The organism is Leifsonia sp. PARNA 1/14 (assembly GCF_055720965.1).
The window spans coordinates 177,659-199,192 of record NZ_JBVQSP010000007.1 but is presented as its reverse complement, the minus strand read 5'-3'; the positions used below and the strand labels follow the sequence as shown (position 1 = coordinate 199,192).

General features: G+C 70.6%; 15 protein-coding genes. 9 read left to right on the top strand and 6 right to left on the bottom strand.

Annotation, left to right across the window (positions count from 1 at the left end; translation table 11 throughout):
- Together AC0HS0_RS18160 and AC0HS0_RS18155 are read left to right on the top strand one after the other, a co-directional pair.
- The coding region (locus AC0HS0_RS18160; RefSeq protein WP_472965547.1) for a VIT1/CCC1 transporter family protein at window positions 1-570 on the top strand (570 nt) is incomplete at its 5' end.
- A gap of 61 nt (window positions 571-631) precedes the next feature.
- Window positions 632-1,411 (top strand): AMP nucleosidase, encoded by a 780-nt coding sequence (locus AC0HS0_RS18155; RefSeq protein ID WP_472965546.1) that lies wholly within the window; start codon window positions 632-634, stop codon window positions 1,409-1,411.
- 14 nt (window positions 1,412-1,425) lie between these two features.
- On the opposite strand, the gene AC0HS0_RS18150 is transcribed toward AC0HS0_RS18155, so the two are convergent.
- The 3 genes from AC0HS0_RS18150 to AC0HS0_RS18140 form a co-directional block, all read right to left on the bottom strand.
- A complete protein-coding gene (locus AC0HS0_RS18150; RefSeq protein ID WP_472965545.1) occupies window positions 1,426-2,814 on the bottom strand; it encodes an NAD(P)/FAD-dependent oxidoreductase in 1,389 nt (462 codons plus the stop codon).
- 94 nt (window positions 2,815-2,908) lie between these two features.
- Window positions 2,909-4,324 carry an aspartate aminotransferase family protein gene (locus AC0HS0_RS18145; protein WP_472965544.1) on the bottom strand — a complete coding sequence of 472 codons (1,416 nt, stop codon included), beginning with the start codon at window positions 4,322-4,324 and terminating at the stop codon, window positions 2,909-2,911.
- A gap of 2 nt (window positions 4,325-4,326) precedes the next feature.
- Entirely contained in the window at window positions 4,327-4,809 is a 483-nt protein-coding gene (locus tag AC0HS0_RS18140) for an Lrp/AsnC family transcriptional regulator (RefSeq protein ID WP_472965543.1), read from the bottom strand.
- An 89-nt stretch (window positions 4,810-4,898) separates the two neighbouring features.
- On the opposite strand from AC0HS0_RS18140, the gene AC0HS0_RS18135 reads away from it, so the two are divergent.
- Entirely contained in the window at window positions 4,899-6,368 is a 1,470-nt protein-coding gene (locus AC0HS0_RS18135) for a gamma-aminobutyraldehyde dehydrogenase (protein ID WP_472965542.1), read from the top strand.
- A gap of 49 nt (window positions 6,369-6,417) precedes the next feature.
- Here the strand turns inward: AC0HS0_RS18135 and AC0HS0_RS18130 are convergent, their stop codons facing one another.
- From AC0HS0_RS18130 to AC0HS0_RS18120, 3 genes are read right to left on the bottom strand one after another with little or no spacing between them, the layout of a single operon-like run.
- Window positions 6,418-7,842 carry an aldehyde dehydrogenase family protein gene (locus tag AC0HS0_RS18130; RefSeq protein ID WP_472965541.1) on the bottom strand — a complete coding sequence of 475 codons (1,425 nt, stop codon included), beginning with the start codon at window positions 7,840-7,842 and terminating at the stop codon, window positions 6,418-6,420.
- Window positions 7,842-9,011: an acyl-CoA dehydrogenase family protein gene (locus AC0HS0_RS18125; protein WP_472965540.1), complete on the bottom strand. Its 1,170-nt coding sequence runs from the start codon at window positions 9,009-9,011 to the stop codon at window positions 7,842-7,844. The genes AC0HS0_RS18130 and AC0HS0_RS18125 overlap by 1 nt, the downstream gene beginning before the upstream one ends.
- Complete coding sequence (locus tag AC0HS0_RS18120) at window positions 9,008-10,177, bottom strand: CaiB/BaiF CoA transferase family protein (RefSeq protein WP_472965539.1); 1,170 nt, start codon at window positions 10,175-10,177, stop codon at window positions 9,008-9,010. Before AC0HS0_RS18120 ends, AC0HS0_RS18125 begins: the two co-directional genes overlap by 4 nt.
- 99 nt (window positions 10,178-10,276) lie before the next feature.
- On the opposite strand from AC0HS0_RS18120, the gene AC0HS0_RS18115 reads away from it, so the two are divergent.
- From AC0HS0_RS18115 to AC0HS0_RS18090, 6 genes are all read left to right on the top strand, one after another.
- Window positions 10,277-11,062, top strand: a complete 786-nt coding sequence (locus tag AC0HS0_RS18115) for a FadR/GntR family transcriptional regulator (protein ID WP_472965538.1) — start codon at window positions 10,277-10,279, stop codon at window positions 11,060-11,062.
- Entirely contained in the window at window positions 11,055-11,801 is a 747-nt protein-coding gene (locus AC0HS0_RS18110) for a cache domain-containing protein (RefSeq protein ID WP_472965537.1), read from the top strand. Before AC0HS0_RS18115 ends, AC0HS0_RS18110 begins: the two co-directional genes overlap by 8 nt.
- 82 nt (window positions 11,802-11,883) lie before the next feature.
- Window positions 11,884-13,137, top strand: a complete 1,254-nt coding sequence (locus tag AC0HS0_RS18105; protein WP_472965536.1) for an FHA domain-containing protein — start codon at window positions 11,884-11,886, stop codon at window positions 13,135-13,137.
- A complete protein-coding gene (locus AC0HS0_RS18100) occupies window positions 13,134-13,970 on the top strand; it encodes a PP2C family protein-serine/threonine phosphatase (protein WP_472965535.1) in 837 nt (278 codons plus the stop codon). Before AC0HS0_RS18105 ends, AC0HS0_RS18100 begins: the two co-directional genes overlap by 4 nt.
- A 214-nt stretch (window positions 13,971-14,184) precedes the next feature.
- Complete coding sequence (locus AC0HS0_RS18095; RefSeq protein WP_472965534.1) at window positions 14,185-15,603, top strand: serine/threonine-protein kinase; 1,419 nt, start codon at window positions 14,185-14,187, stop codon at window positions 15,601-15,603.
- On the top strand, window positions 15,576-21,512 hold the full coding sequence (locus AC0HS0_RS18090) for an Ig-like domain-containing protein (protein ID WP_472965533.1): 5,937 nt from the start codon (window positions 15,576-15,578) through the stop codon (window positions 21,510-21,512). Before AC0HS0_RS18095 ends, AC0HS0_RS18090 begins: the two co-directional genes overlap by 28 nt.
- Window positions 21,513-21,534: the final 22 nt, after the last annotated feature.

The following is a 21,534-nucleotide window of genomic DNA, read 5'->3' as shown; positions in this document are numbered from 1 at the left end:
ACATCCGTGCCGGCGATCGTGACGGCCGGTCTCGCCGCCCTCGTCGGCGGCGCGATCTCGATGGCGCTCGGCGAGTACGTGTCGGTCAGCAGCCAGCGCGACAGCGAGCACGCGCTCATCGCGAAGGAGCGGCGCGAGCTCGCGGAAATGCCGGAGCAGGAGCTCGCCGAGCTGACCGGGCTCTACGAGGCGAAGGGCCTGAAACCCGAGACGGCCCGGCAGGTGGCGATCGAGCTCACCGAGCACGACGCCCTCGCCGCGCACCTCTCCGCCGAGCTCGGCATCGACCAGAACGACGTCGTGAGCCCCTGGCACGCCGCGTTCGCCTCGGCCATCGCCTTCACCATCGGCGGCATCCTCCCGATGCTGACCATCCTGACCCCACCCGACATCCGCATCCCGCTGACATTCGTCATCGTGCTCATCGCCCTCGCCATCACCGGGTACGTCGCCGCGTGGATCGGCGGCGCATCACGTGGGCGGGCGATGCTGCGAGTCGTCATCGGAGGGGCGCTGGCGCTCGCGGCGACGTTCGCGATCGGCGCGCTGCTCGGCACCACGGTGGGCTGAGCGCGGTCCTCTACGCTGGGCATCATCCGGGACGAGGGGGAGCGATGAAAGAGCAGGGCCGATGAAAGAGAAGGTCGAGATCGTCCGGGACTGGCTGCCCCGCTACACGGGCACGCCGCTGGAGGAGTTCGGCGAGCACATCCTGCTCACGAACTTCGGCGACTACGTCTATCGGTTCGCCGAGTGGTACGGCGCGGAGGTGCGCGGCACGGACCGGTCGATGCCGAACGCGACGGCCGACGGCATCACCATGATCAACTTCGGCATGGGCAGCCCGAATGCGGCGACCATCATGGACCTGCTGAGCGCTGTGAGCCCGAAGGCCGCGCTCTTCCTCGGCAAATGCGGCGGGGTCAAGAAGAAGAACAAGCTCGGGGATCTGGTGCTGCCGATCGCGGCCATCCGCGGGGAGGGCACGTCGAACGACTATCTGCCCCCGGAGGTGCCTGCGCTGCCCGCGTTCCAGCTCCAGCGCGGTGTCTCGACCACGATCCGCGACTTCGGCCACGACTACTGGACCGGCACGGTCTACACGACCAACCGCCGGGTCTGGGAGCACGACGACACCTTCAAGACCTACCTGCGGCAGACCCGCTGCATGGCGGTGGACATGGAGACGGCGACGGTGTTCGCAGCCGGCTTCGCCAACCACATCCCGAGCGGGGCCCTGCTGCTGGTGTCGGATCAGCCGATGATCCCGGAGGGCGTGAAGACCGCCGAAAGCGACCGCGGGGTGACCGCGCAGTTCGTCGAGCGGCACATCCGGATCGGCGTCGAGTCGCTGCGGCTCGTCCGCCGCAACGGGCGCAGCGTCCGTCACCTCCGCTTCGAGGACAACTAGCTGCGCCTCCAGCGTCAGTGGCCGGTGAGCGGGGCCATGGCGCGGGCGATGAGGGAGGAGCGGCCGGTGGCGCGCTCCTCGAGGTCGGCGCCCTCCATAGCGACGAGGCCCGCGTTCGCGCCGAGGAAGCGCAGTGGCTCGGGCTCCCAGCGCGGTGAGCGGTGGCCCACCCACGGCAGCGCGGTGAGGTCGGTGCGGCGGCCGGCGATGAGGTCGGCGAGGGTGCGCCCGGCGAGGTTCGTGGTGCTCAGCCCGTCGCCGACGTAGCCGCCGGCCCAGGCCTCCCGCGCGTCGTGGTCGAGGCCGACCGCGGCATGCCAGTCGCGCGGAACTCCCAGCGGACCGCCCCAGTGGTGGGTGATCCGCACGCCGGCGACGGCGGGGAACAACTCGCCGAGGGTGCGGACCAGGTGGTCGCGCACGCGTGGCGAGCGGTCGTAGGAGGTGTGGATGGCGCTTCCGAGGTGGTAACGCGCTCCCCGGCCGCCGAACGCGATGCGGTTGTCGGCGGTGCGCTGCCCGTAGACGATCAGGTGGCGGAAGTCGGCGAAGGTCTGGCCGTGCTCGATGCCGATCCGCTCCCACACCGCGTCGGAGAGCGGCTCGGTCGCGATCATCAGCGAGTAGAGCGGGAGGATGCGCCGGCCGACCTGGTTCAGCTGCGATCCATATCCCTCGGTGGCGTTCACCACCGTTCCGGCCGTGACCGTGCGCTCGACGCCCGCGGCGCGCACGCGGACGACTCCGTCGCGCCAGTCGACGACCTCCGTCTGCTCGGCGATCACGGCGCCTCGGCGCTCGACCGCACGGGCCATGCCGCGCACCAGCTTGGCCGGGTGCACACGCGCGCAGGCCGGTGTGATCGTGGCGGCCACGGCGTCGGGAACGCCGTACCGGGAACGCACCGTCTCGGTTCCGGCCAGCGTCACCCGGTCGACGCCGAACTCCTCGGATTCGGCGAACTCCGCCCGGGCCGCTGCAAGCTGGACGCGGTCGCGCGCGAACGTCACGGTACCTCCGCGGACGTAGTCGCAGTCGATGCCCTCGGTGGAGGCCACCCGGCCGACCTCGTCGACCGTATCGACCATCGCCTGCCGCTGGGCCACCGCGGCCTCGCGCCCGTAGCGGGCGGCGAGCGCGGACGCCGACCACGGGAACAGCGCTGAACACCAGCCGCCGTTGCGGCCTGAGGCGCCGAAGCCGGCCACCTCCCGCTCGAGCAGCAGGATGCGCAGACCCGGGTCGGCCTCCTGGAGGTAATAGGCGGTCCAGAGCCCGGTGAGGCCGGCGCCGACGATCGCGACGTCGACGGTCGCATCGTCCGCCAGGGCCGGTCGGGGCCGGAAGCCGTCCTCCGCTTCGGTGATCGAGTCGAACCAGTAGCCGACGCTGCGGTAGTCCACGACACTCCTTCGATTTCGGGCCCGAGAACGGAAGAGTCCGCGCCCCGCTCGGTGGTGCGGTGCGCGGACTCCTCCGGGTCGTGCCGGGTGCTGCTTACAGGTGGTTGCTCGCCTCGGTGAGCACCGACTCGAGGATCTGCCGGATCTCGACGAACTCGTCGGGGCCGATCGTGAGCGGCGGGGCGAGCTGGACGACGGGGTCGCCACGGTCGTCGGCGCGGCAGTAGAGGCCGGCGTCGAAGAGCGCCTTGGAGAGGAAGCCGCGCAGCAGGCGCTCCGACTCGTCGTCGTCGAAGGTCTCCTTCGTCGACTTGTCCTTCACCAGCTCGATGCCGAAGAAGTAGCCGTCGCCGCGCACGTCGCCGACGATCGGGAGGGCGAGGAGCTTCTCGAGCTCGGCGCGGAACAGCGGCGAGTTCTCGCGGACCCGCTCGTTGAGGCCCTCCTCTTCGAAGATGTCGAGGTTCTCCATGGCCACGGCCGCCGACACCGGGTGACCGCCGAAGGTGTAGCCGTGGTAGAACGACGTGTTGCCGTGCTTGAAGGGCTCGTAGATCTTGTCGCTGATGATCGTCGCCCCGATGGGGGAGTACCCGGAGGTCATCGCCTTGGCGCAGGTGATCATGTCGGGCACGTAGCCGTACTGGTCGCAGGCGAACATGTGGCCGATGCGTCCGAAGGCGCAGATGACCTCGTCGCTGACCAGCAGCACGTCGTACTTGTCGCAGATCTCGCGGACGCGCTGGAAGTAGCCGGGAGGCGGCGGGAAGCAACCGCCCGAGTTCTGCACCGGCTCGAGGAAGATCGCGGCGACGGTCTCCGGACCCTCGAACTGGATCATCTCCTCGATGCGGTTGGCCGCCCAGACGCCGAAGGCCTCGATGTCGTCGGTCGGGGCCCCCATCTCACCCGCGCGGTAGAAGTTCGTGTTCGGCACGCGGAAGCCTCCGGGCGTCAGCGGCTCGAACATCTCTTTCATGGCCGGGATGCCCGTGATCGCGAGCGCGCCCTGCGGGGTGCCGTGGTAGGCGACCGAGCGGGAGAGCACCTTGTGCTTGGTCGGGCGGCCCTGCAGCTTCCAGTAGTACTTGGCCAGCTTGAACGCAGTCTCGACCGCCTCGCCGCCTCCGGTGGAGAAGAAGACGCGGTTGAGGTCGCCCGGTGCGTAGTGCGCGAGACGGTCGGCGAGCTCGATCGCGTTGGGGTGGGCGTACGACCAGATCGGGAAGAAGGCGAGCTGCTCAGCCTGCTTCGCCGCGGCCTCCGCGAGGCGCTTGCGGCCGTGGCCCGCGTTCACCACGAACAGCCCGGAGAGGCCGTCGATGTAGCGCTTGCCGTGATCGTCCCAGATGTGGTGGCCCTCGCCGCGTGTGATGATGGGGACGCCGTGTCCCTCCTCCATCACCGACTGGCGCGCGAAGTGCATCCAGAGGTGGTCGCGTGCCTTCGCCTGCAGGTCTGCGTCATCGGGTGTGATGGGCTCGCCGAACGTTTCAACGGTTGTCGTCATGGTTATCGCGTTCCCCAGTTGTAGAACTGTTTGTGGAGTTTGAGGTACACGAACGTCTCGGTGGAGAGCACTCCCTCGAGCGTCCGGATCTCGGAGTTGAGCATCGTGATGAGGTCGAGGTCGTTCTCGCACACCACCTCGGCGAGGATGTCGTACGTCCCCGCCGTGAGGACGACGTAGTCCACCGCGGGCATCGCCGCGAGCTTGTCGGCGATCACCAGGGTGTCGCCGGTGACCCGGACGCCGATCATCGCCTGGCGGTAGAAGCCGAGCTGCATCGGATCGGTGACGGCCACGATCTGCATCACACCCGACTCGGTCAGCTTCTGCACGCGCTGACGCACCGCCGCCTCGCTGAGACCGACCGCTTTGCCGATCTCGGCGTACGACTTGCGACCGTCGACCTGCAGTTGCTCGATGATCGCTTTGGAGACGTCGTCGATGACCGCAGCCTTCGTGCCGTTCGTTGCCCGAGGGGAACTCATGGAGCGATTCTGTCAGTGGAGAAGCTGTCTAGCAAGCGAATCCGCACATTCCTGACCGATTGACCGACGAAATCAGTAGACTCCCGGGCATGAGTTCACAGCCGAACGCGCCGACGAGCACACCGACGGCCCCCGAACTGGCCAATTTCGTGAACGGCGCGCGCACCGACGCCCGCGGCAACGAGAGCATCGCCCTGATCGACCCGGCGACGGAGGACGTCTACGCCACGGCGCCGGTCTCCACGGTCGACGACGTCGCCGACGCGTACCGGGCGGCGCAGGAGGCGTTCGAGGTCTGGGGCCGCACCACGCCGGCGGAGCGGCAGCTCGCGCTGTTCCGGATCGCCGACGCCATGGAGGAGCGCGCGGAGGAGTTCGCGGACGCCGAGTCGCAGGACACCGGCAAGCCGCGCGGCACGCTCGTGGAGGACGAGATCCTGCTGTCGGTCGACCAGATCCGCTTCTTCGCCGGTGCCGCCCGCAACCTGGAGGGCCGGTCGGCCGGCGAGTACATGCCCGACCACACCTCGTTCATCCGTCGCGAGCCGATCGGCGTCGTCGGCCAGGTGACCCCGTGGAACTACCCGCTGAACATGGCGGTGTGGAAGTTCGCGCCCGCGCTGGCCGCCGGCAACACGACGGTGCTGAAGCCGTCGGACACCACCCCGCTCTCGACGTTGCTGCTGGCCGAGGTCGCCAGTGAGTTCCTCCCGGCCGGCGTGCTAAACGTCGTGCTCGGCGACCGGACGACCGGCGCGGCCATGATCGATCACCCGACCCCGCAGTTGGTGTCGATCACCGGGTCGGTGCGCGCCGGCATGGAGGTCGCCCGGGCCGCCTCTTTCGACCTCAAGCGCGTGCACCTCGAGCTCGGCGGCAAGGCTCCGGTGATCGTCTTCGACGACGCCGACATCCAGAAGGCGGTCGAGGGCATCGTCGCGGCCGGCTACTTCAACGCCGGCCAGGACTGCACCGCCGCCACCCGCCTCCTGGTGCAGGAAGGCGTGCACGACGAGTTCGTCGCCGCTCTCGCCCACTATGCACGCGAGAACGCCCGCACGGGTGCGCCGCGCGAGGAGGGCATCCTCTACGGCGCCCTCAACAACGCCGACCAGCTGGCCCAGGTGAGCGGTTTCGTCGACAGGCTGCCCGACCACGCGAACGTCGAGCTGGGCGGCCGTCGCCACGGCGACCGCGGCTACTTCTGGGAGGCGACGATCGTCTCCGGTCTGCGGCAGGACGACGAGGCGGTGCAGAACGAGATCTTCGGGCCGGTGCAGACCGTCCAGAGGTTCAGCGACGAGGCGGAGGCCCTGCGCTGGGCGAACGGGGTGCAGTACGGCCTCGCATCGTCCGTCTGGACGAAGGACCACGGCCGCGCCATGCGCTTCGCGAAGGGGCTCGACTTCGGCTGTGTCTGGATCAACACGCACATCCCGATCGTCGCCGAGATGCCTCACGGCGGTTTCAAGCACTCCGGCTACGGCAAGGACCTGTCGATGTACGGGTTCGAGGACTACACGCGCATCAAGCACGTGATGTCGTACATCGGGGAGTGATCTGCGCAGGCGGGGGCGGCGCACGAGCGTCTGCGCGATGCGCCCGGCCTCAGGACTCGCGGCGCGGGACGCCGAGCGGGTTGCCGTCGCGCAGCTCGGGCGGCAGCACGTCGTACGGCGCGTCCTGGTAGGCGATCGGGGTCAGCCAGCGACGGATCGCCGTCGCACCGACCGACGTGTGGATGCTCGCGGTGGTCGCCGGCCACGACCCGCCGTGGTGCTGCGCCCAGCCGATCGCGACACCGGTGGGCCAGCCGTCGAACAGCAGGCGTCCCGCGATCGGCGTCAGGGCGGCCGCCAGCGCTGCGACATCCTCACCGGCTCCGCGATGGATCGTCCCAGTGAGCGACGGCGGCAGCGCGGCGAGCACCGCGGGGAGGTCCTCGTCGCGGTAGGAGACGAGGACGGTCACGGGGCCGAACCGCTCCTGGAGGAATGTCTCCGGCTCCGCGAGGAACGCCGTCGCATCCGTCAGTACGACGGCCGGTACCGAGGCTCCCGGCTCGTCGCGGCCGAGCAGCACCGTCGCGCAGTCGTCGGCGCCGAACAGCTCGAGGGCGTCGACGTAGGCCGCGCTCATCCCGTCGGTCAGCTGACGGGAGGCCGGAGCCGAGCCGAGTGCGGCGGTCACGGCGTCGTCGACGCCCTCCCCGGACGGCGCGAACACGAGGCCGGGCTTGGTGCAGTACTGGCCTGCGTCGCGTGTGAACGAGCCGACGAGCCCGGCGGCGATGTCGGCGGCGCGCTCGCGGGCGGCGGCACGCGTGACGATCACCGGGTTGATGCTGCCGAGCTCGCCGTAGAACGGGATCGGATCCGGCCGGGAGGCCGCGAGGTCGAACAGGGCGCGGCCGCCGTGTTCCGACCCGGTGAAGCCGGCGGCGCGCACGGCGGGATGCTGCACGAGCGCGACACCGGCCTCCATGCCCTCGACGAGGGCGAACCAGCCGCGGGGGAGCACCCCGAGTGCGAGCTCCGCCGTGCGCCGCGACAGTCGTGGGTGGCCGGGATGCGCTTTGACCACCACCGGAGCGCCCGCGGCGAGCGCCGACGCGGTGTCGTTGCCGAGCACGGAGAACGCGAACGGGAAGTTGGACGACGTGTACACGGCGACCGGTCCGACCGGCCGCAGCATGCGGCGCAGGTCGGGCCGCGGCGGGATCAGCGTGGCGTCGGGGGAGTCGACCGTCGCCTCCAGGTATCCCCCCTCGCGCGCCACGCCGGCGAAGAACCGCAACTGAGCGGCGGTGCGGGTGACCTCGCCGTCGAGCCGCGCCTCCGACAGGTGCGTCTCCTCGGCCGCCAGCGCGACGAGGGAGGCCCGGTCGGCCTCCAGCGCGTCGGCGAGCGCGTCGAGCCAATCCGCGCGCTCCGCGCGAGTGGTCGGGAGGATCGCGGCGGAACCCGCGGCGGTGGCCGCCGCGTCGACGGTGACAGCGGGGGACGCGGGAGCGGTGCCGCCGGTGTCACCCATCAGAACGCCGCCAATCCGGTCAGCGCGCGCCCGAGCACGAGCGTGTGGATCTCGTCGGTGCCCTCATAGGTGCGCACCGACTCCAGGTTGGCCATGTGCCGCATCACCGGGAACGCGTCCGTGATGCCGTCCCCGCCCAGGATGGTGCGGGCCTCCCGCGCGATGGCGAGCGCCTCCCGGACGCTGTTGAGCTTGCCCACGCTGATCTGGGTCGGAGTCAGCCGGCCGGCCTCCTTGAGCCTGCCGAGGTGCAGGGCGAGCAGCATGCCCTTCTCGTACTCCACGAGCATGTCCGCGAGCTTCTGCTGGATCAACTGCGTCGCACCGATCGGGCGACCGAACACCTCGCGGGTCGTCGCACGCTCGATGGAGACCTCCAGGCAGGCCCGCGCGGCGCCCATCGCGCCCCAGACGATGCCGTAACGCGCCTCGTTGAGGCAGGAGAACGGACCGGAGAGGCCGCGCGCACCCGGCAGCATCGCCGATCCGGGAACCCGCACGTCGGAGAGCACGATGTCGCACTGCACCGACGCGCGCATCGACAGCTTGCCGTCGATCGGTGTCGCGGTGAAGCCCGGAGTCGTCGTCGGCACCACGAATCCCCGCACCCCGTCCTCCGTCGCAGCCCAGACCACGGCGACGTCGGCGAGGGACGCCAGCCCGATCCACCGCTTGGCGCCGGTGATCACCCAGTCGTCGCCGTCGCGGCGCGCGCGCGTGGTCATGGCCGCCGGGTCGCTGCCGCCCCGCGGCTCGGTGAGCGCGAAGCAGCCGATGCGCTCGCCGCGGGCCATCGGGGCGAGCCACTCGGTCTTCTGCTCGTCGGAGCCGAACTTCGAGATCGCGCTCATGGCCAGCGAACCTTGCACGGAGACGAAGGTCCGCCAGCCGCTGTCGACGGCCTCCAGTTCGTGGCAGACCAAGCCGTACGCGACCGCACCCGCTCCCGCGCAGCCGGGGTCCTTCAGGTGCATGCCGAGCACACCGAGGGCGCCCAGTTCGGCGACGAACTCCGCGCGGAAGTGCTTGTCCTCGAAGTCCTGGGCGATGACCGGGGCGATGCGGTCGCCGGCGAACCGCCGCGCGTCGTCGCGCCAGCGCAACTCGTCCGCGGTGAGGAGGTGGTCGATGCTGAACGCGTCGTCGAGAGCGGCAGAGGCGGAGGTCATGGAGCGGTCCTTTCGGTGCGGGCGGAGTCGGTGTCCGCCCACGCGGGGTCGTGCGCGCCGAGCAGCGGCGGCGGCGTGCGGTGCACGGCGGGGGCCGTGTCGAGGCGGATGGGATTCGCGGTCTGGCGGGAGGTCCGTCCGGTGGCCGGGTCGACGGTCGTCGTCACCGGGTCGAGGCCCAGCGCCTCCGCGAACGCGAAGGCCTCCGCGACGCTGTTGACGAGGCCGGAGGGCACCCGCGCCGCGCCGAGGTCGGCGACCCAGTCGGCCGCGTCGCGCCGGGCGAGCGCAGGCTGCAGGAGGTCGCGGAGCTCGTGACGGTTGCGCACGCGTTCCTCGTTGGTCGCGAACCGGGGATCGCCCGACAGCTCCGGGAGGCCGAGCGCGGCAGCGAAGGCCGCGAACTGGCGGTCGTTGCCCACGGCGACGACGAGTTCACGGTCGGCCGCGCGGAAGAGCTCGTACGGGGCGATGCTCGGGTGCGCGTTGCCCAGCCGGGCGGGCGAGCGGCCGGTGGCGAGCGTGCTCGACGCCTGGTTCGTGAGCGCTGCGAGCAGAGAGCCGAGGAGGTCGACGTCGACGCGCGAGCCGCGCCCGGTGCGGTCGCGCTCGCGCAGGGCGAGCAGGACGCCGGCGAGCGCGTTCTGGCCCGTGAGCACATCGACGAGCGCGACGCCCACCTTGCTCGGCTCGCCGTCGGCCGGCCCGGTGATGCTCATCAGGCCGCCGACGGCCTGCACGAGGAGGTCGTAGCCCGGGAGGTCGGCGCCGGCGTCGCGCCCGAAACCGGTGATCGAGCAGTAGACCAGTCGGGGATTGGCCCGGCGGAGGGACTGCTCGTCGAGCCCGAACCGCTCCATGACTCCCGGCCGGAAGTTCTCGACGACCACGTCGGCCGACTCGGCGAGCGAGCGGGCGGCGCCGAGTCCCTCCGGCGTGGTCAGGTCGCATACGACGGAGCGCTTGTTGCGGTTGACCGCGCCGAAATACGTGGACTCGCCCGCGTCGTCGACCGGGGGACGCCACGCCCGGGTGTCGTCGCCGGCCGGGCTCTCGACCTTGACGACGTCGGCGCCGAAGTCGGCGAGCATCATCGTGGCGTAGGGTCCGGCCAGCACACGGGAGAAGTCGGCGACGCGCACTCCGGACAGGACGCCGTCGGTCATGGTTCGCTCCTTCGCTCGCACGGCCGGTCCGACCCGCGACCGCGGGGTACCGCCGAATTCATCCTATACCGAATGATTAGGGCGAGTTATCGTGGTGGGGTGACCACCTCCACACGGGATGCTGCCCGAACGACGCGGCCGGCGCCAGGTGCGCGCGACGCAGTGTTCGCGCAGCTCTCGGATGCCGGGCGGGCCGAGCAGGTGGCACGCCGGCTGGCCGACGCGATCGTACTCGGCGTGCTCACGCCGGGGGAGCGGCTGCCCAGCGAGGCCGACCTGGCGAAGCGGTTCGGCGTCGCGCTCATCACCGCGCGAGAGGGCCTCGGGATGCTGCGGGAGGCCGGGCTGGTGGAGACCCGCCGCGGCCGGGACGGCGGCAGCTTCGTCGTGCACCCCGGCGACGCCGAAGAGACGATGCTGGCGACGCGGCTCCGCAGTCTCTCGCAGGTGGAGCTCAGCGACCTCGCCGTCTACGTCACGGCGATCGCGGCCGGATGCGCCGACCGGGCGGCCGAGCGTTCGACGCCGGCCGATGACGCCCGGCTGGCCGCCTGGCTCGCTGCGGCCGACTTCGGCGAGCCGGCGGAGGCCCGCCGGAGCGCGGGCGGCTTCCTCCTGGAGCTGGCGGTGCTCAGTCAGTCGACGCGGCTGGTTCGCGAGCAGATCCGGCTGCAGGCGGAATTCGGCCCGTTGCTGTGGCTCGGGATGCGCGACCCCGCCCTGCGTCAGGGGACGGCGGCCTCCGTGCGGGTGATCGCCGAGGCCGTGGCTGCGAGCGATGCCGGGTCCGCGCGCGCGGAGGTCACCGCGCAGCTGGGACGGTCGGCGCGCTGGCTGCTGGCCGCGAAGGCGCGGATCGAGACAGGAGGGACGATCGATGGCTGAAGTCGTCGTCGCCGAACGGAGCGCGCAGCTCGCCGTCGCCGCCGAACGCGTGAGCACCCTCTTCGAGCAGCTCCAGCGGCGCCTCGCCGACTGGCGGGACGCGATCCTCACCGATCAGGGGGCCGACGGGATGCCCGCTGCCGTACTCGACGACCGCGTCGAGCGGCTGGTCGTGCCCGCGCTGCGCGAGGACGATCCTGTGCTCGTCGGCGCCGGATTCGTCGCCGCGCCGGAGTTCACGGGAGGCGACGACCTCCACTTCGCCTGGTGGCTCGGCCCGCTCGACGACAACCCGCTGACCGGCGCGACGACCGAGCCGAGCCGGCTGGATCTGGCCTCCCGGTCGTACTCGGACTACCTGCGCGACTTCCGCTCGCTCGAGTGGTACAGCGTCCCGCGCTCGACCCACCGGACGCACATCACCGGGCCGTACGTCGACCACCTCTGCGCCTGCGACTACATCGTCACGGTCACTGCGCCGGTCGAGCGCGACGACCGGATGCTCGGAGTGGTCGGCGTGGACGTCTACGTCCGACGGCTGGAGCGGGAGCTGCTGCCCGCGATGCTGGCCGTCGGGCACCCGGTCATCCTGGTCAACGAGTGGGGACGCGTGATGGTGTCGACCGATCCGTCGGTGCTCGTCGGTGCTGTCGCGGAGGCCCCGGAGGGCGACCTGGACGGCGTCGTACGATGCGTCGGAACGCCGTTCCGGCTGGTCGTCACCGCGCAGCCCGGCTGAACCGGCGACTACACTCGTTGCGTACGTCACGTCCCACATCGGGGAACATCCCCCGGTCCGTCGCAGACCAGGAGGAACCCGAGTGGCTCCCGGCTTCACGCGGTACGCACCGACCGGCGGCCCCTCGCGCTGGCTGCTGATCGCGGGTCGGCGCTTCGTCGCCTGCGTCGAGAGCACGGCCGCCGACAGTATCGTCGACGCGGTCTGGTGGCTGGCCGACTCCGATCTCGCGACGATCGAGTCGGTCGTCGGCGCCTTCCCGCTGGCCGGTCCGGACAGCGTGCGCTCGTTCGCGGTTGCGGAGCTCGGCGAGCCGAACGCGCAAGGCGAGATCGTCGTGACCGCGGTGGTCCGCGGGTCCGCCGTCCTCGACGTCTTCTCTGTCGGCGGCGCCCGGCGGTTCGGGTCCGGAGGCGTGCAGCCGTGGGTCCTCGCAGAGTTCCGCAACGTGACCGGCCTCGTGCTCGGCGGGGACGACCTGGTGACCGGTCCGGTCGCCCGTCTCGCGGTCGGCTCCCTCCCGATCGGTCTCGGCGTGGTAGACGGCGAGCTGCTGACGTGGTCGAGCAACCCGATCGAGCGGGTCGAGCGCACCGCCGAGCGCGCCGAGCCGGGCAGCGCCGGCCGCCCCGGCGCCGGCAGTCCGGCCGCCGACGAAACGATCATCCGCGACCGGCCCCAGAGCTCCAGTCTGTTCTCCCGTCACGACGCACCGGCCGAACTCGGGGAGTCGCCGGAGGCGGACCCCGTGGCCCAGCGGGTTCCCGTCGCCCACGAGCTGCCCGGCGCGATCGACATCGAGGAGCCGGGGACGGCTACGGAGCAACCGCAGCCGGACGGCTCGCGCGACACGCCCGGTGCCCGCAGCGGCTCCACGATGTCCGCACTCCAGCCGGAGGACGAGCCCGTCGAGCAGGCGCCGGAGCCCCTGCACTTCGCCGTGCGCGTCGGACCGGGGGACAGCATCGACCTGGACACGCCGATCCTGGTGGGCCGCCGGCCCGCGCTGCCCCGGGTGGAGTCCGGCATCCTCCCGCGCCTGATCACCGTGCCCTCGCCAGAGCAGGAGGTCTCCTCGACTCATCTGCGCATCGAGCGATCGGGGGACGCCGTGGTCGTGACCGACCTCCGCTCGACCAATGGCACCGTGGTCGTCCGCCCGGGCGGCGCCTCCGCGCGCCTGCGGCCCGGCGAGTCGACGGTCGTGCTGCCGGGCACCGTTGTGCGGATCGGCGACGGTAATATCATCGAGATCACCGCCGTCCCGGCCGACGGCCCGCAGGGCTCACCTCGGTCGGCGTCGGAGGCGGACCGTCGAGAAGAAGGACGCGAGTGACCCAGATCGGTCGCACCAACCGTCGCCACACCGTGGTGGTCCCGGGAGGTGCCGATGCGCGCATCAGCCTCGGCTGGGCGGCGCTCAGCGACACCGGTTACCGGCGTAGCGTCAACGAGGACAGCCTCCTCGCCCGCTCGCCGATCTTCGCGGTCGCCGACGGCATGGGAGGGCACACGGCGGGCGACTTCGCCAGCACCGCGGTCGTGACGCGGCTGGCCGAGAAGGTCCGCACCGACTTCGTGACGGAGGCGTCGCTGACCGACGCGTTACGCGACGCGGTGGGGGACATGACCCGCGGCGTCGGCCAGACGGACCTGGGCACCGGCACGACCGTGACCGGTATCGCGCTCACCTTGGTGGACGGCGCGCCGTACTGGCTCGTCTTCAACATCGGCGACTCGCGCGTCTACAGCTTCCGCGACGGAACGCTCGAACAGCTGACCGTCGACCATTCGATCGTGCAGGAGCTTCTCGACGCGGGTGCGATCACCCCCGAGGAGGCCGAGGTCCACCCGCACAGCAACGTCATCACCCGCGCCGTCGGGTTCAACGAGGACCCGGTGCCGGACTACTTCCTCTTCCCGATCGTGGCGGGCTCCCGGTTGCTGGTCTGCTCGGACGGTCTGACCAAGGAGCTCACCGAGCACGGCATCCGGTACTTCCTCGGCGAGGGCAGCTCTCCGCTCGACGCCGCGCAGCAGCTGATGGACGCCGCGCTCGGCAACGGAGGCCGCGACAACGTGACGGTGGTGGTCGTCGACGTGCTGGCGACTCCGGAGAGCGGCGTGCATCGTGAGGGCTTCCCGCGGCGGGCGGCACGGCGGCATTGAGGTGCCGCGCGGCGGCGCCGACCGGCGCTCGCGCGAGACTCCTCCACAGGCGCGACGGCGCGCCGAATTGCCCCCCGAGTTGGGGGTAATCGAGTTGTCCCCAGTGCGGGTCCCGGCTCCCTGAGGGCCTCCGCCTGCTGCCTACAATTGGGAAACGCCTTCGCCGCCGCGATCGCGTTCGGCCGACGACAGGAGGAGCTGCTTGGCTCGGCGCTTGCCCTCACAGCCGCCGAACCTGCCTGGCTTCTCCTACGTCAGGGTGCTCGGTTCGGGCGGGTTCGCCGACGTGTTCCTGTACGAGCAGAACATGCCGCGCCGACAGGTCGCGGTCAAGGTCATGCTCGCCGAGGTCGTCACGAGCCAGGTGAAGCAGATGTTCCAGGCCGAGGCCAACCTGATGGCCCAGCTCAGTACGCACCCGTCGATCCTGACGGTCTATCAGGCGAGCGTCTCGGCCGACGGCCGCCCGTATCTCGTGATGGAGCTCTGTTCGTCGGCGATCGGCCAGCGTTACCGTTCCGACCCGCTGCCGGTGCCCGAGGTGCTGAGCATCGGCGTCCGAATCGCGAGCGCTGTCGAGACGGCGCACCGGGCGGGCGTGCTGCACCGCGATATCAAGCCGTCGAACATCCTCACGACGGCGTACGGCCATCCGGTGTTGAGCGATTTCGGCATCGCCGCGACCCTCAGCGAGGCCGACGTCACCGAGGCGATCGGGCTGTCGATCCCGTGGTCGGCGCCCGAGGTGCTGCTCGACGAGACCAGCGGCACGATCGCGAGCGAGGTCTGGTCCCTCGGCGCGACGATCTACTCGCTGCTGGCCGGCAGGTCGCCCTTCGAGCACCCGGGTAAAGAGAACACCTCCGCCGAGCTGATCCAGCGCATCACCAAGGGCCGCCCTCAGCCCATCGGCCGGGCAGACGTGCCGCCGCGACTCGAGCAGATCCTGATGCGCTCGATGTCGCGCAAGCCGTCGGCGCGTCAGCGCAGCGCGCTCGAGCTGATCCGCGAGTTGCAGTCGGTGGAGGCCGAGCTCGGCCTGCCGCAGACGCCCATCGAGGTCGCCATGGACGACTGGGCCCTCGCCACGGCCGACGACCCGGAGGAACGCACCAGGGTCAAGGGCGTCGTCGCCGTCGATCCCGGCTCCGTGCGCCGGCGACGCAGGGCGCCGCCCGTCGCCGCGACGACATCGCGCGCACCGACGCGCACCATGGTGCGCGAGAGCATCGGCAGCTCCCCGACTTCGCCACCGGCCGCGCCGTCGCGGGTGTCCCGAGCGCTCATCGCATCGTTGGTCGCGTGCGCGCTGCTGGTCGTGGTGCTCGGCGTGACCGCTGCGGTGGTGCTGGTGCGTGCGGGCGCCGCGAACGACATCCCGACCGTCCGCGACCTCAGCGGGCGTGTCGCCGAGGGAACCATCGTCTTCAGCTGGACGGATCCGGGCATCGAGAGCAGCGACAGCTACCAGGTCACCGTCGACGACCAGCCGCCGAGCAGCCAACGCGCGACCGAGTTCCGCGTCGACGCGAAGCCGGGCCAGACCGTGTGCGTGACCGTCACCGTGAACCGCGACGGCAAGACGGGATCGCCGAGCGGGCAGAAGTGCGTGCAGAGGACCGCATCGCCATGATCCGGTCGTGGCTGCTCGCCCACAAGTCGATCGCCGCGACGGCGGTCAGCGGAACGGTCGTCGCCGCTCTGGTGACGACGCTCGCCGTGGTGTCCGGAGGCTACAGTGCGCAGCACCTCCAGCTCAACGACGCGGCGGTGTGGGTGGCCAACGACACGAAGAAGGCGCTGGGCCGGGCCAACACCGAGATCGACGCGCTGAACTCGATCGTGGCGGGCACCGGAGAGGCGCTCGACGTCGTGCAGGACGGCGAGAACGTGCTGCTGCTCGACAAGGAGGCGAACACCGCGGCGGTCGTCGACCCCGCGACGGCCGAGGCGGGCAAGTCGGTGGCGCTGCCGCCGCGATCGCCGCAGGTGGCGGTCTCCGGAGACCACGTCGCGATGCTGTCCCAGACGACCGGCCAGCTGTGGCTGACGTCGGTCGGCCAGCTCGAGCAGTTCAACTCGGGGTCGGCCGCGACGATGGACCTCGGCGGCCGCGCGGTCGCAGCGATGGACCCGTCCGGCGTGCTGTTCGCCTACCAGCCGGGCACGCGGAACCTGGTGCGCGTCGACCTCGGCGGAGAGCAACCGGCCAGCTCGACCGAGAAAGTGCCCTCCCGAGGCGACGGCACGCACGTCCAGCTCACATCGGCAGGCGGGCGCTGGGCGATGTTCGACCCCGACGAGAAGACCCTGTGGACCTCCGCCGGCGCCGTGAGCCTGTCGCGGGCGCTCGGCGACGACACCGACGCGATGCTGCAGGAGCCGTCTGCCGACGGCACCGCGGTCTGGATCTCCACGTCGTCCGGGCTCGTCCGCGTGCCGCTCGACGGCTCGGCTCCGACGCGGGTGCTCGGCACCGTATCAGGGGCGCCCGCTGCTCCGGTCGCGGTTGCCGGTTGCGTCTATGCGGCCTGGAACTCGGGCGCCACGTGGCGCAGCTGCACCGCGTCGGCAGCGGGGACGCGTAGCACGCTGAGCCAGGTGCCCGCGAACGCCGTACTGTCGTTCCGCGTGAACCGCGACCGCGTCGTGCTCAACGACGCGCGCTCGGGCGTGTCGTGGGCGGTCCAGTCGGGCAACGCACGGATCGACAACTGGGACGAGCTGGTCTCCAAGAAGACCACTCAGGAGCTCGTGGACCAGTCCAAGCAGGACACGACCCCGCAGTACGAGAAGCAGGAGCAGCCTCCCGTCGCCGTCGACGACCAGTTCGGCGCGCGACCCGGACGCGTCACCCCGCTCCCGGTCCTGCTCAACGACTACGATCCGAACGGCGACGTGCTGACGATCGACTCGTTCACCGCCATCCCCGCCGACCAGGGGACCGTCCAGCTGACGAACTCCGACCAGCAGCTGCAGATCGCGCTGCCGGCGACGGCGAGCGGTTCCATCGCGCTCGACTACACCATCTCCGACGGGCGCGGAGGCACCGCGACCGCCCACGTGACAGTGGCGGTCCGCACGCCGAACGAGAATGCGCCTCCGGTCTGCGTGCGCACGGCCAAGGCGGTCGTGCAGGCTGGCGGCCGGGTCACCACCTCCGTCCTCGGCGACTGCTACGACCCCGACGGGGACCCGTTCTTCCTGTCGAGCGCCGCGATTCCCGCCCCCGACACCGTGACCTTCACGCCGCAGGGCCAGGTCGCCTACTCCGACCACGGCACGGGAGGCGGGCTCAAGGACGTCGCCCTGGCGCTCTCCGACGGGCGTGCCGAGGGCACAGGGCAGTTGGCCGTCACCGTCCAACCGCCGGGCCAGGTGCCGATCATCGCCGACCCGTTCGCCGTGGTGACTTACCAGGGCCAGGAGACGACGGTCCGGCCGCTCGACCACGCGCGCGGCGGCAGCGGGGTCGTCCGCCTGAGCACAGTGCCCTCCAAGGCGGACGCCACGATCACGCCGGACTATCAGGGCGGCACGTTCCGCTTCGAGTCGGACCAGGCCGGAACCCACAACATCGAGTACTCGGTGACCGACGGCGTCGTCACGACGACGGGCACCGTGCGCATCGAGGTGAAGGCTCCTCCGGGAGCCAAGACCACGCCGATCGCGGTGCCGCACACGGCCTTCATCCGCGAGCAGTCGACGCAAGACGTCGACGTGCTGTCGACCGACATCGAGCCGTCCGGTGGCGTGCTGCTGGTGACCGGCGTCACCGACCCCGCCGTGTCGACCGGCATCAAGGTCCAGGTGCTCCAGCAGCGCACACTGCGCGTCTCGTTGACGCGGCCGCTCACCGAGCCTGTCGACTTCCATTACCGGCTGAGCAATGGTCTCGCGGACACCGAGGGCACGGTCACGGTCGTCCAGCTTCCTCCGCTCACCGTCCATCAGCCGCCGATCGCCGTACCCGACTCGGTGGCCGTGCGGGTGAACGATGTCGTCGACATCCCCGTACTGGCCAACGACGTGCAACCCGACGGCGACAAACTGACCCTCGACCCGACGCTCGCGACGCCGCTCCCCGCCGGGGCCGGCCTGCTCTTCGCGAGCGGCGACCACCTGCGCTACCTCGCGCCCTCCAAGCCGGGAAACTTCACGGCGGCCTACCGCGTCTTCGGAGCGGACGGCCAGTGGGCCACAGCCGAGGTGAGCGTCGCCGTGCGCGAGCGCGATGTCGCGACCAACAACCCGCCGGTGCCGAAGACCGTCACATCGCGCGTGCTCGCCGGCGACACGGTTCGGATCACGATCCCGCTGTCAGGAATCGACCCGGACGGCGACTCGGTGCAGTTCATCGGTCAAGAGACCAACCCGCAGAAGGGCGCCGTCGTGGCCTCGGGCAGCGACTGGATGGACTTCCAGGCGGGGGAGTACGCGGCGGGGACGGACACCTTCACCTATGCCGTGGTCGATGCCCTCGGCGCCCGTGCCACCGGCACCGTCCGCGTCGGGATCGCGCCGCGCGTCGACGGCGCGCGGAACCCCGTCGCCGTCGAGGACGACGTGACGACTCGACCGGGGCGGACCCTCAGCGTCCAGGTGCTCGCGAACGACTCCGACCCGGACGGCAGCCCGCTGAGCGTGACGGCTGTCACCTCGCTCGACGGCAAGGCCAAGGCGAAGATCCAGGGCGACATCGTCGTGGTGACGGCCCCGCAGCAGGAGGGCGCTTTCGGCTTCCTTTACACGATCCAGAACGAGCGTGGCGGCACCAGCCAGGCGTTCCTGCGGGTGACGGTTGCCAAGAATGCGCCGCCGGCGCGCCCGGTGGTGACCGACACGGTGCTCGGCCTGTCCGACATCCTGGGCCGCACCACTGTCGACGTGAACGCCCTGTCGAACGTCTTCTTCGCCGATGGACCCGTCGGGTCGCTGAAGCTGTCGATCGTGCCCGGATACGGGAACACCGCAGAGGTGACCTCGGACAAGCGCATCCGCGTCACGATCACGGCGAAGAGCCAGATCATCCCCTTCAAGGTCGCCAACCCCGACGACGAGTCGTACATCGGCTACGGCTTCGTGCGGCTTCCCGGCTACGACGACGCCCTTCCGCAGCTCAAGCGCGGTGCGCCCAAGCTCTCGGTGGTCAGCGAGAAGACGCTGACCATCCACCTCAACGACTACATCGTGGCGGTCGGCGGCCGCAAGGTGAAGCTGACCGACGCGGCGACGGTGCGGGCGACCCACGCCAATGGCGACGACCTGGTGGTCAGCTCCGACACCCTCCAGTACACCTCGTCGAACCGCTACTTCGGCCCGGCGAGCATCTCGTTCCAGGTGACGGACGGCAGCAGCGCGAACGATCCGAACGGGAACGTCGCCACCATCGTGCTCCCGATCGACGTCACTCCCCGCGAGAACCAGCCTCCGGCGTTCACCGGGGCCCTGATCGACTTCGAACCGGGCCAGTCGAAGACGGTCGATCTCACCAAGCTCACGAGCTACCCGTATGCGAAAGACCAGTCCGAGCTCCAGTACACGATCCAGGAGCCGCGACCGGACGGCGTCTCGCTGTCGCTCTCGGGCCAGAAGCTCACGATCGCGGCCGGGGCCGGCGTCCAGAAGGGGACTTCCCCCTCGATCTCCATCGGGGTGAAGGACGCCGTGAACGCGGGACAGGCCGGCCGCATCGACCTCAACATCGTGCCGTCGACCCGTCCGCTGGCGAGCCCGCAACCGGATCGGGTCATCGCGCCTCGCGGGCAGACGACGACGGTGGATGTGCTCGCCAACGACGCCGCCACCAACCCGTTCCCGAACAAGCCGCTGCGGGTCCTTGCGGTCCGAGGGCTCGGCGGGGCGCTCCCGTCCGGTGTGTCGATCACGCCGAGCTCCGACAACTCGGTCCTGCAGATCTCGGTGTCGAGCACGGCCGCTCCGGCCGACACCACGCTGCAGTACGAGGTCGCCGACGCGACGAACGACCCGGACCGCTACACCTGGGGCACGGTCACCGTGTCGGTGCAAGACCGTCCGGCTCCCGTCTCGAACGTCCAGATCTCGGCCATCGGCGACCGCAGCCTCACGCTCAGCTGGACGCCGGGGGCGTTCAACAACTCGCCGATCACCGGGTTCGAGGTCACGATGAGCAGCGCGGCCTCCGGTGCGGTGCTCAGCACGACGCAGTGCACGACGACCGTGTGCGCGATCACGACACCGGGCAACGGCACCAGCAACGCCGTCGTGCTCTCGGTGCGCGCACGCAACGCCCTCGGCCTGTCCGACCCGACGGCCTATGTGGAGCCCGCGTGGTCCGACGTCGTGCCGAACGCGCCGGCGAACGTCAGTTCGAGCCCGTTGAACAACGGCCTCCGGATCACCTGGAACCGGCCCGCGGACGCACCGGGGGCGAGCCCGATCAGCTCCTATCTGGTCACGGTCGGCGGCATCACCAACGCCCTGCAGGTGTCGGCCTCAGACAGCGGGAGCTATGCGCTCAATGTGACCGATGCCTCCATCGCCAACGGAGTGTCGATCGGCTTCACGGTGGCGAGTCGCAACGACTTCTATCAGGGCCGTACGACCTGGAACCAGACAGCGGGCAGCGGTGTGCCGGCCGGAGCGCCCGTGCTGACGGGAACGGCGCCGGTCGCGACGCCGAACAACGCCGACGGCTCCAGCGCCACCCTCACCTGGTCGAACGTGTTCGGCGCGAACGGCAAGGCGATCACCGACTACTACGCTGCTGTCTTCCAGGGTGGCGCGCAGCCGGGCTGCAGCGTGAGCGGAGTGGAGTCGGGGCAGCCCGTCCTCCAGGTGGACCCGACGTCGTCGACGTTCAAGCACGTTCAGGGCGACCCGGTGACGTTCACGGGGCTCAGTGCCAATCAGAGTTACAACTTCGTCGTCTACGCCTACAACGGGCAGGGATGCACGCAGAGCGCCATCGTCTCGGCGACGCAGCGGCTGCAGCCGGGAGCGGTCCGGAACGTGGCGATCACCGGGCCGGTGCAGAACCTGGTGAACACGTGGGACTTCCAGGCCTCGGTCGACTACCAGAACGGAAGCGGCTCGAGCCCGATCGTCAACTACCAGCTGCTCGGAGACGACGGCGCCGTCGTCGACAGCGGCCAGCTGAACGGCACGAGCGGGATGGTAGCGGGAGGCAACGGCGCCCACTACGGGATGAACCTCACGCTGAACATCACCAGCATCTGCGAGACCTATCCGGACGGGATGCAGCTCTGCACGGCGCAGGACTCCCGCACGCCCATGGGCGTGGCCGTGAGCACCGCGATCGAAGGTGCCCGCTACGACGCGGCGACGAGCGTGTTCAGCTGGACGGGCTGGCCGACCGGACCGGGATACACGCTCGTCACGTATCGCTGCGAGAACGGGCCGCAGGCCCCGATGCCGCCCGCCGGTCAGACCGCCACGTGCCAGGCGCCGCCCGGCGCCGTGAACCCCTCGCTCACCGTCACCGTCCGAGTGGGAGGCGACACGTACTCCACCCCGTATCCGGCCTCAGGCATGCAATGAGCGACGACCGGCATACTGAGGA

Coding starts and splice junctions, on each gene's coding strand:
- AC0HS0_RS18155 (WP_472965546.1), top strand. CDS start 632: ATGAAAGAGAAGGTCGAGATCGTCCGGGACTGGCTGCCCCGCTACACG.
- AC0HS0_RS18145 (WP_472965544.1), bottom strand. CDS start 4,324: ATGACGACAACCGTTGAAACGTTCGGCGAGCCCATCACACCCGATGAC.
- AC0HS0_RS18140 (WP_472965543.1), bottom strand. CDS start 4,809: ATGAGTTCCCCTCGGGCAACGAACGGCACGAAGGCTGCGGTCATCGAC.
- AC0HS0_RS18135 (WP_472965542.1), top strand. CDS start 4,899: ATGAGTTCACAGCCGAACGCGCCGACGAGCACACCGACGGCCCCCGAA.
- AC0HS0_RS18130 (WP_472965541.1), bottom strand. CDS start 7,842: ATGGGTGACACCGGCGGCACCGCTCCCGCGTCCCCCGCTGTCACCGTC.
- AC0HS0_RS18125 (WP_472965540.1), bottom strand. CDS start 9,011: ATGACCTCCGCCTCTGCCGCTCTCGACGACGCGTTCAGCATCGACCAC.
- AC0HS0_RS18120 (WP_472965539.1), bottom strand. CDS start 10,177: ATGACCGACGGCGTCCTGTCCGGAGTGCGCGTCGCCGACTTCTCCCGT.
- AC0HS0_RS18110 (WP_472965537.1), top strand. CDS start 11,055: ATGGCTGAAGTCGTCGTCGCCGAACGGAGCGCGCAGCTCGCCGTCGCC.